10 protein-coding genes are annotated in these 11,788 nt (G+C 62.7%); 3 read left to right on the top strand and 7 right to left on the bottom strand.

Features of this window, described 5'->3' with window-relative positions; all coding sequences use genetic code 11:
• Nucleotides 1-25: 25 nt before the first annotated feature.
• Nucleotides 26-3,169: an efflux RND transporter permease subunit gene (locus PI93_RS19155; RefSeq protein ID WP_039369278.1), complete on the top strand. Its 3,144-nt coding sequence runs from the start codon at nt 26-28 to the stop codon at nt 3,167-3,169.
• 66 nt (nt 3,170-3,235) lie between these two features.
• Here PI93_RS19155 and ald read toward each other — a convergent pair whose 3' ends face one another.
• Entirely contained in the window at nt 3,236-4,369 is a 1,134-nt protein-coding gene (gene ald / locus PI93_RS19150) for an alanine dehydrogenase (protein WP_039369275.1), read from the bottom strand.
• 104 nt (nt 4,370-4,473) lie between these two features.
• The gene (locus PI93_RS19145; protein WP_039369273.1) at nt 4,474-5,760 is read right to left on the bottom strand and encodes a D-amino acid dehydrogenase; all 1,287 of its coding nucleotides are present in this window, start codon (nt 5,758-5,760) and stop codon (nt 4,474-4,476) included.
• A 104-nt stretch (nt 5,761-5,864) separates the two neighbouring features.
• Here PI93_RS19145 and PI93_RS19140 point away from each other — a divergent pair, with 104 nt between their 5' ends.
• Nucleotides 5,865-6,353: an Lrp/AsnC ligand binding domain-containing protein gene (locus PI93_RS19140; protein WP_039369269.1), complete on the top strand. Its 489-nt coding sequence runs from the start codon at nt 5,865-5,867 to the stop codon at nt 6,351-6,353.
• A gap of 9 nt (nt 6,354-6,362) precedes the next feature.
• Here PI93_RS19140 and PI93_RS19135 read toward each other — a convergent pair whose 3' ends face one another.
• The 5 genes from PI93_RS19135 to PI93_RS19115 all read right to left on the bottom strand — a co-directional run bounded on the left by PI93_RS19135 (nt 6,363) and on the right by PI93_RS19115 (nt 11,295).
• Nucleotides 6,363-7,496: a PA0069 family radical SAM protein gene (locus PI93_RS19135; RefSeq protein WP_052240592.1), complete on the bottom strand. Its 1,134-nt coding sequence runs from the start codon at nt 7,494-7,496 to the stop codon at nt 6,363-6,365.
• Nucleotides 7,497-7,687: 191 nt separating this feature from the next.
• On the bottom strand, nt 7,688-8,620 hold the full coding sequence (locus PI93_RS19130; protein ID WP_039369266.1) for a Rossmann-like and DUF2520 domain-containing protein: 933 nt from the start codon (nt 8,618-8,620) through the stop codon (nt 7,688-7,690).
• A 9-nt stretch (nt 8,621-8,629) separates the two neighbouring features.
• Complete coding sequence (locus PI93_RS19125) at nt 8,630-9,079, bottom strand: TM2 domain-containing protein (RefSeq protein ID WP_039369263.1); 450 nt, start codon at nt 9,077-9,079, stop codon at nt 8,630-8,632.
• A 9-nt stretch (nt 9,080-9,088) separates the two neighbouring features.
• Nucleotides 9,089-9,901, bottom strand: a complete 813-nt coding sequence (locus PI93_RS19120) for an META and DUF4377 domain-containing protein (protein WP_039369260.1) — start codon at nt 9,899-9,901, stop codon at nt 9,089-9,091.
• Between the two features lie 188 nt (nt 9,902-10,089).
• The gene (locus PI93_RS19115; RefSeq protein WP_080759132.1) at nt 10,090-11,295 is read right to left on the bottom strand and encodes a PQQ-dependent sugar dehydrogenase; all 1,206 of its coding nucleotides are present in this window, start codon (nt 11,293-11,295) and stop codon (nt 10,090-10,092) included.
• Between the two features lie 210 nt (nt 11,296-11,505).
• On the opposite strand from PI93_RS19115, the gene rpsP reads away from it, so the two are divergent.
• Nucleotides 11,506-11,757 (top strand): 30S ribosomal protein S16, encoded by a 252-nt coding sequence (rpsP, locus tag PI93_RS19110; RefSeq protein ID WP_017234865.1) that lies wholly within the window; start codon nt 11,506-11,508, stop codon nt 11,755-11,757.
• The last annotated feature ends 31 nt before the right edge of the window (nt 11,758-11,788 follow it).

Genomic DNA, 11,788 nt, shown 5'->3' with positions numbered 1-11,788 from the left:
CTCGCCGGCCTTCTCATCCGCGCCCATGTCCATCTCCGCCACGTTCATCAAACGTCCCATCGGCACGTCGCTGCTCGCCGCTGCCTTGTTTCTGGTGGGGGTGGCGGCCTGGCCGCTGCTGCCGGTCGCACCCTTGCCGCAGGTCGATTTCCCGACGATTCAGGTGTCGGTCACGCTACCCGGAGCGGATCCCTCAACGATGGCGTCGAATGTCGCCACACCGTTGGAGCGTCAGTTCTCGCTGATCGCAGGGCTTACGCAGATGACGTCGACCAGTGCGCTTGGCACCACGTCGATCACGTTGCAGTTCGACTTGAATCGCAACATCGATGCTGCCGCTGTCGACGTACAGGCCGCGATCAATGCGGCGGGCGGGCAGTTGCCAAGCAACCTGCCGAGTCCACCGACGTATCGCAAGATCAATCCTGCCGACTCGCCGATTCTGCTCATGTCCGTCAAGTCGGACACCTTGCCGCTCACAGTCGTCAACGACTACGCCGATAACGTGCTTGCGCAGCAAATCTCGCAGATCGACGGTGTCGGGTTGGTGAACATCGGGGGCGTTCAGAAACCGGCGATTCGCATTCAACTGGACCCGGACAAGGTGGCCGCGCTTGGCCTCGATCTGGAGACGGTGCGAGGCGCGCTGGCCAGCGCGACGGTCAATGCGCCGAAGGGGAGCTTCGACGGGCCGCGTCAGAGCGTGACGGTCTACGACAACGGTCAACTGCTCAGTCCCGTGCTCTGGAACGAGGTGATCGTCGCTTATCGAGGGGGAGCGCCGGTGCGCGTGCGCGATCTGGGGCAGGCGGTGGCGGGACCGGAAAATGCCCGCTTCGCCGGATGGGCGTTTCGCGGCGCCGCCATGCCGGAGAGCGAGACGCTCAAGAGCGGGCGCTCGGTGTTTCTCGCCGTGACGAAGCAGCCGGGCGCGAACGTGATCGCCACGGTCGAGCGCATCAAGGCGGCGCTGCCGCGTTTGCAGGCATCCATTCCGCCGGCGGTCGAGGTGAATATCCTGACCGACCGGACGCAAACGATCCGGGCATCGGTCGAGGATGTCGAGTTCACCCTGGTGTTGACCGGCGTGCTGGTGGTACTCGTGATTTTCCTGTTCCTGCGCAATCTGCCGGCCACGCTGATTCCGGCGGTGACCGTACCGCTCGCCATGATGGGAACGGCGGCTGTGATGTACCTGATCGGATTCAGCCTCGACAACCTGTCGCTCATGGCGCTCACGATCTCCGTCGGCTTTGTGGTGGACGACGCCATCGTGATGCTGGAGAACATCTATCGCCATGTGGAAGACGGCATGGACCCGATGGAGGCGGCCTATCGCGGGGCGGCCGAAATCGGCTTCACGATCGTATCGATCTCGGTCTCGCTCGTGGCAGTCTTTATTCCCTTGTTGTTGATGGGCGGGATCGTCGGGCGACTCTTCCGGGAGTTCGCCATCACGGTCACGCTGACGATCGCGATCTCGGTGATCGTGTCGCTGACGCTCACCCCGATGCTGTGTTCGCGCTTTCTGCGGCATACGCCGCCCGAGCGGCACGGTCGTCTGTATCGCTGGTTCGAAGCAGGCTTCGACCATATGCAGAACGGCTATCGACGCGGTTTGCAAGTGGTGCTGGCGCATCAGTTCATCACGCTGCTGGTGTTTCTGGCGACGCTGGTACTCACGGCGATGCTCTACATCGTGATTCCCAAAGGCTTCTTCCCGCAGCAGGACACGGGGTTCGTTTTCGGATTTGCGGAGTCCGCGCAAGATACGTCGTTCACGTTGATGAGTGAGCGCGTAGTGCGCGTCGCCGATGTGGTGCGGCAAGACCCCGATGTGCTCAGCTTCGTCGCGAATACCGGCAACAACACCGCCAATACGGCCAACTTCTATATCAACCTCAAGCCGAAGGCGGCAGGGCGCACGCTTTCTGCGGACCAAGTCATTGCCCGATTGCGGCCCAAGCTCGCGCAGCTCGAGGGCATCAACCTGTTCTTGCAGGCCGGGCAGGACATCAATGTCGGCGGTCGTTTGGCCCGCACGCAATACCAGTACACGTTGACGGACGCCGACATCAACGAACTCAATCACTGGGCGCCACTGTTACTGGAGCGGTTGCGTCGATTGCCGCAACTCACGGATCTCGCAACCGACCAGCAGAGCAATGCCGCCACCGCGACGCTGACGATCGACCGCGACAGAGCGTCGAGCTTCGGCATCTCCCCGGCGCTGATCGAGGCCACGCTGTACAACGCCATCGGGCAGCGGCAGATTGCGCAGTACTTCACGCAGATCAACAGCTATCACGTGGTGATGGAGGTCACGCCGGCGTTGCAGGCCGATCCGGCTTTGCTCGACAAGCTCTACCTGATGTCGCCGACGACCGGAAATCGGGTGCCGCTCTCTACGTTCGTCCGCATCGATCGTAGCAAGACCAACTACCTGCTCATCAGCCACCAGAGCCAGTTTCCGGCGGTGACGCTATCGTTCAATCTCGCGCCGGGCGTCTCGCTTGGCGAGGCGGTCGATGCAATTCGCCGCACGCAGGCACAGATGAATCTCCCGCTGTCGCTCAACGGCAACTTTCAGGGAACGGCGCAGGCGTTCCGCGACTCGCTATCGACGCAGCCGTATCTGATTCTGGCGGCGCTGGTGGCGGTGTACATCGTGCTGGGGTTGCTTTACGAGAGTTATATCCATCCGCTCACCATCCTCTCGACGCTGCCATCGGCCGGCGTGGGGGCGTTGCTGATTCTGATGCTCGGCGGACACGATCTGAGTGTGATTGCGTTGATCGGCATCATCTTGCTGATCGGGATCGTGAAGAAGAACGGGATCATGATGGTGGACTTTGCGCTCACGGCGGAGCGTGACCATGGGCTTTCGCCGGAGGCGTCGATCTATCAGGCATGCCTGCTGCGCTTCCGTCCGATCATGATGACGACGATGTGTGCGCTGCTCGCGGGCTTACCCCTGATGCTCGGCACGGGGGCAGGGTCGGAGTTGCGGCGTCCGCTGGGGTACGCGATGGTTGGTGGACTGGTGCTGTCGCAGGCCCTTACGCTGTTTACGACCCCCGTCATCTATCTCTATCTCGACCGGGCGAGTCTCTGGTTCCGGGAGCGCAAAGCGCGTCGCGCGCAGCAGGGCGCGCAGGCGCCCGAGTGATGCGGTAGCGGGACTGGCGCTGCGCCGGGAAGAAATTGTCCGACGCAGCGCCAGGAGCCGGCGAGATTACGCCGCAGCCGGCAGGTTCGCCAATACGACATGCGGGTCTTGATAGACCAGCCCCAGTGCGTCGGCGACACCTCGGTTGGTGACCAGGCCGTGTGCGACATTCAGCCCCGCCAGCAGGTGTGGGTCTGCCCTCATGGCCGCCACCGGGCCGTGATCTGCCAGTTGCAGAATGAAGGGCAACGTCACGTTGTTGAGCGCAAACGTCGACGTCCTCGGTACGCCGCCCGGCATATTCGCCACGCAGTAGTGCACCACGCCGTCCACGACATAGACCGGATCGGCATGTGTCGTGGCGTGAGACGTCTCGCAGCAGCCTCCCTGATCGATCGCGACGTCGACAATCACCGCCCCCCTGCGCATCAGACCGAGCATCTCGCGGGTGACGAGCTTCGGTGCCGCTGCGCCCGGAATGAGTACGCCACCGATGACGAGATCGGCTTCGCGCAGATGCGTTTCGATGGCGTGCTGCGTGGAGTAGACCGTCTGCACGCGGCCACCGAACTGCGCACTGATGCGCCGGAGCGCGTCGACCGATTTGTCGATGACGGTGACCTGCGCACCGATGCCGACGGCCACCGTTGCGGCGTTGGTGCCGACGACGCCACCCCCCAGGATCACCACCTTGCCAGCTTCCACGCCGGGCACGCCGGAAAGCAGCAGCCCCAGTCCACCGTGCGTTTTTTCAAGCGCCGTTGCCCCGGCCTGAATCGACATGCGACCGGCGACCTCGGACATTGGTGCAAGTAGCGGCAGGCCGCCATTCGCTGACGTCACTGTTTCATACGCAATGCACGTTGCACCACTCTTGATCAGGTCGCGGGTCTGGTCGGGGTCGGGGGCGAGATGGAGGTAGGTGAAGAGCGTGTGATGGGGGCGTAGCCGGGCGCGCTCTACCGCCTGCGGCTCCTTGACCTTGACGATCAACTCGGCGCGGTCGAACACGTCGACGGCATTGGCGGCAATGCGTGCACCGGCGGCAGCGTAGACCGTGTCGTCCATGCCGATGCCTTCGCCGGCCTGTGTCTCGATCCACACCTCGTGCCCGCGTGCCACCACTTCGCGTACGGCTGCGGGCGTCATGCCTACGCGATATTCGTGGTTCTTGATCTCCTTCGGTACACCGATTTTCATGATGCGTCTCCTTTGTTGTGATGTGACAGCAAGAAACGGGTACGACTCATGCAAACGTTGCGTGCGCGCCAAACAAAAACGGCACCCGAAGGTGCCGTTTGGGGTCAGGCAAAGGCCGGTTGGGCCTGAGCCTCGGACGCGCCGCTGTAGCGCGCGACCGACAGATCGTCGGCCAGAATCGCCGGCCGGCGCCCTGACATCAGATCGGCCAGCAATTGACCGGAACCGCAGGACATCGTCCAGCCCAGCGTGCCGTGCCCCGTGTTCAGAAACAGATTGCGCAGGGCGGTAGCGCCGACGATCGGCGTGCCGTCCGGCGTCATCGGGCGCAAGCCGGTCCAGAACGAGGCTTCGGCCGTGTTGCCCGCACCCGGGTACAGGTCGTTCACCACCATTTCCAGCGTGGCGCGACGTGCCGGATTGAGCGTCTTGTTGTAACCGACTACTTCGGCCATGCCGCCAACGCGGATGCGGTCATCGAAGCGGGTGACGGCAATCTTGTAGGTCTCGTCGAGGATGGTCGACACGGGGGCGCGCGAGGCGTCCACGATCGGCACGGTGATGGAGTAGCCCTTGAGCGGGTAGACGGGGATGTCGACGATGCCGCGCAGGAATGGCGTGGAATACGAGCCGAGCGCCACAACGTAGGCGTCGGCGCGCTGCATCATGCCCGCGCAGACCACGCCCTCGATCTTGTCGCCGACGACTTGCAGGCCGTCGATCGGCATGTCGTAACGGAATTTCACCCCGAGGGCTTCGGCCATGGCCGCGAGACGCGTGGTGAACAACTGGCAGTCGCCCGTCTCGTCGTTCGGCAACCGCAGGCCACCGGTGAGTTTGTGCGATACCGCCGCCAATGCCGGTTCCGCTGTGGCAAGGGCCGAGCTGTCGAGCAGTTCGAACGGTACCCCGGCCTCTTCGAGCACCGCGATATCGCGCGCAGCGTTGGCCAGTTGCTCCTCGGTTCGGAACAGTTGCAGCGTGCCGGCCTGGCGGCCTTCGTAGGGAATGCCGGTCTCGGCGCGCAAAGTGCGGAAGCAATCGCGGCTGTATTCGGCGATTCGCACCATGCGTTCCTTGTTGACGGCGTAACGCTCAGGCGTGCAGTTGCGCAGCATCTGATAGAGCCACTTGAGCTGCGTGAGCGTGCCGTCCGGACGGATGGCAAGCGGGGCGTGCTTCTGGAACAACCACTTGATGGCCTTCGTCGGAATGCCCGGTGCCGCCCACGGCGAGGCGTAGCCCGGTGAAATCTGGCCAGCGTTACCGAAGCTGGTCTCGAGTGCCGGACCGGCCTGGCGGTCGAGCACCGTGACGTCGTGCCCGGCCTTGGCCAGGTAGTAGGCGCTGGTGACGCCAATGACGCCGCTGCCGAGAACGATGACCTTCATTGCGTTGACTCCTGTAAAACCATAGTTATCCAGTAATAATTGGCATGCTATTCTCGGATTGCTAGGTTTAGTTAATGTATATCGCCGTAATTCAGGAATAAATCATGAGAGTTCAGCAGCAATCGGTCCGCACGCTGGATCGGCTGGATCGGCGCATCCTCACGTTGCTTCAGCAGGACGGCCGAATGTCGATGAAAGACCTCTCGGAACAGGTCGGTCTGTCGATCACGCCCTGTATCGAGCGCGTGAAGCGCATGGAGCGCGACGGCGTGATCGTGGGCTACTTCGCACGGGTGAATCCGGCGGCGCTTGGGGCGTCGTTGCTCGTGTTCGTCGAGATCACGCTCGATCACAAGTCGGGCAACATGTTCGATCAGTTCCGCCGGGAAGTCCTGCGAATTCCCGAGGTGATGGAGTGCCACCTGATCTCCGGCGATTTCGACTATCTGATCAAGGCGCGTATCCGGGAGATGTCCGAGTACCGGAAGCTGCTCGGCGACATTCTTCTGCAACTGCCCGGTGCCGTGCAGTCGAAGAGCTACGTGGTGATGGAGGAGATCAAGGAGACGCTGACCATTCACGTCGAGGAGTGACGGGCGGGCTCAAAAGAGCGGCATTTGCGGGTCGACGTTGCCGGAGGTGCCGAGTCGCCCGTCTTCCGAGGTCGCGGCCGTCGGCGCAGGAACGCTGAACTGGTCGTTGCGCAGAGGAGGTCTGGCCTGATTGAGCCCCAACCTGCGGGCTGCCAGATGAAAGCGCTGGCGAATCAACTCGGCGTGCAGGCCGGTGCCCCGCATGCGTGTGCCGAATTCGGAACTGTTGTGCTTGCCGTCGCGCACCTGCTCGATCAGGCTCATGACATGGCGTGCGCGCATCGGGTAATGGGCCTCCAACCACTCGACGAACACGTCGTGGACCTCGCGGGGCAGTCGCAGCATCACGTAAGCCGCGTATGTTGCACCGGCTTCTGCCGCCGTCGTTAATACCCGTTCAATGTCGAAGTCGGTCAGCGCCGGAACGATCGGCGCCACGATCACTCCCGTCGGAATCCCTGCTTCAGTCAGTTTGCGTATCGCATCAATCCGTCGCGACGGCGTATTGGCGCGCGGCTCCATCTTGCGGGCGATGTCGGCATCGAGCGTTCCCACGGAAATGAAAACACGCGCCAGACCACGCGCTGCCATGCGTGACAGGATGTCGATATCTCGCGTGACCAATGCAGATTTCGTTGTGATGCCAACGGGGTGGCCGAAGCGTTCAAGCACTTCGAGCACGCTTCGCGTGATGCGGTATTCGCGCTCGATGGGCTGATAGGGGTCGGTATTTGCGCCTAGCGCGAGCAGGGCGGGCTGATAGCCGCGCTTGCGCAGTTCGGCGTCGAGTCGTTCGGCTGCGTTGTGCTTTGCATACAGGCGCGTTTCGAAGTCGAGCCCCGGCGAGAGCCCCAGATAGGCATGCGTCGGGCGCGCAAAACAATAGGTGCAACCGTGTTCGCACCCCCGATACGGGTTGATCGAACGATCGAACGGGATATCGGCCGATTGGTTGCGCGAGATGATCGTCCGTGCTGTCTCCAGTGCGACTTGCGTCACGAATTTGACTTCGCATTCTTGGGCGGCGTCCGATTCATGACGCGTCTCGTCGCTTTCGCGACGGAACTCGGAATAGCGTGATTCGAGATTGGCGGTAGCGCCCCGGCCCTTGCGCGACGGGGGCGGCGCGAATGACGAAGCCATGGCTCGTCTCCTTGATGGCAGTCCGGGGCACGAATGCGGGGCATCCGTGAGGAATGCTTGTCATTATACTGTGTTTTTATACAGTATTCGGGGCGGGGAGAAGAATGATGGCGATGGGACGAGCGGGCGGGGCAGGCGGGTCTTGGCGGCTGATATCGGCCGGATGGACTTGTTGGGGGCGTTGGGTATCGTTATGCGTCGCCTTCGGGGGCGAATGGGGGCAAATAGGGCGCGATAGTGTGCGCGATCGCGTCGAGTGCGGCGGCGTCCGCGTTCGGCCGCTGACGAGCAAGGTGAATGGCGCGCAGCGTCAGGAGCGAGTAGAGCGTGGCGTGATTGCCGCCCATGGCGGCGAGGGCGTCCGTGTGCCGCGCCACGATGCCGGCGTCGCCGCGCGACACCGGGCCGGCCAGAGCGCCGGCGAGTCCGCGATCGCGAGCGGCGCTGAGGGTGCCCATGACAAGCGGCCACATGGCTTCGCGGGCGTCGTCTTCCGGCATCCCGATCGCTTTCCACAGCAAGGTGGCTTCGTCGAGCAGACACAGCAGAAAACTGGCGGCGTAGTTGGCGCCGGCGTGATATCGCATTCGTTCGCCGGCGGGTATCGACAGCGGGCGGCAGCCGATGGCGTTGGCGAGGTCGTGCAACGTCTCGTTCAGTGGCGCGTCGGCCTCGATCGTGATGGCACTGCCCGACATTCGCGACGCGTCGTCGTCAAGCCCGGCAAAAAGAAACAGCGGGTGGAAGCCACCGATCTGCGCGCCTTGCTGCATTGCCGGCGCAAGCAGTGCGACTTCAGATGCCCCGCTGCAATGCACCAGCGCCTGACCCGCATGCGGGACGAGATGGGCGGCGCACGTGGCGATGGCGTCGTCGGGGACTGTCAGGAAAACCAGATCGGCATGCGAGAAGATGCGATTCATGCCTTCCGGACGTCCGATCGACAGGGCCTCGCATCCGGGCAGCTCGGACGCGATGCGCTGCGCGGCGTCGATCCGCCGGCTTGCGACGGCTGTCACGTCATAACCGGCGTGGCGGGTAGCTGTGGCCAGAGCACGGGCGACACGCCCGGCACCGATAAAACCCAGCGTCGGTCGTTGGCGGGGGGCGAGGGGCGTTGTCACGGGAATGGCTTATTGCGACAGCCGATTCGGCGTGTCGTGCGTTTCGAAATAGGTCTGAAACGCGACGGCGAAGCCGACCATCATCAACATCGCGCCGATGAACAGCGACACGCTGACGATGATGACGGCGATCCAGCCCGAGCTCGACTTCTGCCCGGCACGGCTGTTGAACTGGGCATCCCAGCGCTCGTCCGGGCGAAGTCCGTAGACGATGGCCGCGAGGAACGCCGAAAACAGCGAAATGGCACCGAGAATCGTAAGCCCCCATCCCGCAGGCGAACGCAGTTCGCTCGTGACCAGAAGCCCCCAGCCCGCCACGCCGCATGCCGATCCGATGATGTGAGCCCAGCCGAAGCGGTCGCGCAAACCATACAGATAGAAGCGATGCAGACCGAGCGTGCCGAACAGCATCGCCAGGCCGGCGGTCAGGGTTTTGGATTTATAAGCGACTGCGTTCATTGGGAATGGTTATCGGGCAGGCGTTTCGCGAATGACTTCAACGAGCGTCCAGCGCATGCTCGAAGCGTCGGCGGGCGGATTGGCGACGGGTTCGCCGTGAATTTTCACGCGGTATTCTACGCCGGGCTTCCACTCGAATCCATCGATGTGGGCATACCAGAGTTCCCACTGGTTTTTGCCGGAATCATCGGCATTGCGCACACGCAGACACTTGCGTGGCGCGACTCCTACACAATCCGCCATTTGCGAATCGACGTCGAGAATACGGTCTTCCGTCTTGTTGGCCGCGCCGGTGCCTGCGACCGGGCGATTGAGCAGCGTTTGCGAGGCGTAGGTCAGCGTTTCACCGTTCGAGGCGCTCAGGGTCAATTGCGTGTCGCGGCGCTCGAAGCGGGTGACAAGAGGCAGTGTCTTCAGATAGCGATCTTCGAACGCCATGGAGTCGGGGCACGCCATTCGCGTGGCGGCCGGTGCCTTCAGGCTAACCTGTCCGTTGCCCGGGCCGATCGTGTACTGACCGAAGATGCGATTGCAGCCGCCTGTGCCCGAGAATGCGCCCTTGTCGTTGAAGGTCAGGTTGATCACCCGGCCTTCCGGCAAATTCGGAACCTCGCTCGTGCCCTCCCATTTCACGAGTTGCCAAGTCCCGAGAATATCGGCCGGGGTCGTGGCGGCGGCACTCGCTCCGGACGTATCCGATGGCGGCGTGGCGCCACCGCCTGATGGCGCTGCGCAGCCGGCGAGCATGGCAGCCGGTACCAGCAGGATGGCGATGTAAGACGCAAAGGAGGACGGCAGGAACGAGAGTGGGCGTTGGGTCATGATCTTGTGTCGACGTAGTGGCGAAGAGGGCAGGGACGGCGGATAGGTCGCGACAGACAGAGGAGGGGATGTCCGTGGCGCGCCGTGAGTACCGTGGAAGATTGACCGGGCAAGGCGTGGGACAGTTCCTTGCGTGGTCTTACGGGACGGATTTCCGAATCGGTGTCGAGGTAGGTCATCGGGGCACCTCACGGTTTCCGGTAAGTGATGCGATAAATGGCACCCGCGTGATCGTCACTGATCAATAGTGAGCCGTCGGGCAAGGTCAGGAGGTCGACGGGCCGGCCCCAGACAGATTCGTCGTCCCCCAGCCAGCCTTGAGCGAATACCTCTTGCTTCGCGACGTTGCCTTTCGTATCGAGCACGACGCGGACAACCCGGTAGCCCACCTTGCGGCTTCGGTTCCAGGAGCCATGTTCTGCGATAAAGATGCTGCCGCGATAGTCCTCGGGGAATTGCTTGCCGGTATAGAACTTCATGCCGAGGGCGGCAACGTGGGCACCGAGCTTCGCCATCGGAGGCGTGAAGGCGGAACAGCGCTTCTCGCGGCCGAACTCCGGGTCGGCGACGTTGCCCGCATGGCAATAGGGAAATCCAAAGTGCTCCCCGGTGCGAGTGAGTCGGTTGAGCTCATCGTCGGGGACATCGTCACCGAGCAAGTCTCGGCCATTGTCGGTGAACCACAGGGTATTGGTGCCGGGTTGCCAGTCAAACCCTACGGTATTGCGCACACCGCGCGCGACGACGCGCCAGTCGGTGCCGTCTGGTTTCATGCTGCCGATCATCGCGTAGCGGTTCTCGTCGCGCTTGCAGACATTGCAGGGGGCGCCGACCCCTATATATAGACGTTGATCGGGGCCGAACGCGATATACCGCCAGCCGTGATGGCTCTCGCCTGGCAGCTTGTCGTAGACGACGGAAGGTTGGCCTGGGTTGTCGAGGCGGTTCTCGATGTCGTCGAGCTTGACGATGCGTGAAACTGCGGAGATATAGAGGGCGCCGCTGCGCATGGCCACGCCGACGGGCATGTTCAGCCCTGACGCTACGGTCCGGACTTTCGCGGCATAGGCGCGGGATGGGTCTAGCGTGATGGCATAGACAGCCCCCTGTGCCCGGCTGCCCACGAACAACGTGCCCTTGGGGCCAAGCACCATGCCCCGGGCTCCGGGAACCTGATCCGAGAGGACTTCGACGTAAAAGCCGGGAGGCAGGGAGAGACGTTCAATGGGAAGGGCGTCGCGTGCGGCAGCCAACTGTGGTGCGAGCGCGCCCCCTGTGGCGATAAACAGACTGGCCCAACGTACAAATTGCGTGAATCGGCCAAGGCTTACGCTGAACCATGTGGGCCATTGCGGCCGAAAGGGCTGTTGCCATCCATCGAGAAATCGTCGCATGCCGGACTCGCTCCGCTCACAGGATGGGTGCATTGTAGACCAGCGCTCGCAGGCGGCGATGCCCTCGGACGCCCCGGCATCGCGCGTCCAATCCGGGTGTGCCAGAGCGGGGCAAGGTTGAGGTCGGGGGAAGTGTTTGTTTTGACGAGGGTTTTGCGCTATAATCACGCGTTTTCTGTCCGAACACTTCTGGATTCACAAGGATTTATTATGGTCGTTATCCGCCTGGCTCGCGGCGGCGCGAAGAAGCGCCCGTTTTACAACATCGTTGCAACCGACTCGCGTAACCGTCGCGATGGTCGCTTCATCGAGCGTATTGGCTTCTACAACCCGGTCGCTGCCGAAGGCACGGAAGGTCTGCGTATTGCTCAGGACCGTCTGACCTACTGGCAAGGCGTTGGCGCACAACTGTCGCCGACCGTGGCTCGTCTGATCAAGCAAGGCGCCAAGGCTGCTGCCTAAGCGCTTCAGCTAATCGAGCTGTACGCATTGC

Origin of the sequence: Pandoraea fibrosis, assembly GCF_000807775.2 — a bacterium.
Classification (GTDB): Bacteria; Pseudomonadota; Gammaproteobacteria; order Burkholderiales; family Burkholderiaceae; genus Pandoraea; species Pandoraea fibrosis.
Note: the sequence above shows the minus strand (reverse complement) of the source record. Positions and strands in the feature narration are given on the sequence as shown.